A 428-nucleotide genomic window follows, 5' to 3' on the forward strand; every position below is an offset into this window, starting at 1 on the left:
GACAAGGTAGACGGGTCAGTGGTCTATGGCGACTGGACAACAGCCGAATGGCCAGCATACAAGGTGCCAGTAGTTGATGGCTACACGCCAAGTCAAGCCACGGTCGGGGCTCAGACGGTCACGAGCGAGACGAAGGACACGCCAGTGACGGTTACGTACGCGGCCAACGCTCAGACGATGCATATCAAGTACGTTGACGCACAGGGCAACGTCGTCAAGAGCGATCCAGTCAGCGGGCACACCGATGAAACGGTGAAGACGAACAGTACGGTGCCAGCCGGCTGGAAGCTGATGAATGGTCAAAGCGTGCCAGCTACGATCAAGTTTAGTGCCAACACGCCGGATGTAACGGTTAAGGTTGAGCATTCTTACGTGACGGTTTTGCCAGACAATCCAAAGACGCCGGCTGATGTATTGCCAGACAACCC

The 428-nt window shown here is 55.8% G+C and carries 1 protein-coding gene; it reads left to right on the forward strand.

Annotation, left to right across the window (positions count from 1 at the left end):
- Positions 1–428, forward strand: a 428-nt coding sequence (locus FC47_RS10720; RefSeq protein ID WP_191978681.1) for a mucin-binding protein, incomplete at both ends; no start/stop codon positions are given.

The sequence above is a fragment of the Limosilactobacillus mucosae DSM 13345 genome (assembly GCF_001436025.1).
In the GTDB taxonomy this organism is placed as follows: Bacteria; Bacillota; Bacilli; order Lactobacillales; family Lactobacillaceae; genus Limosilactobacillus; species Limosilactobacillus mucosae.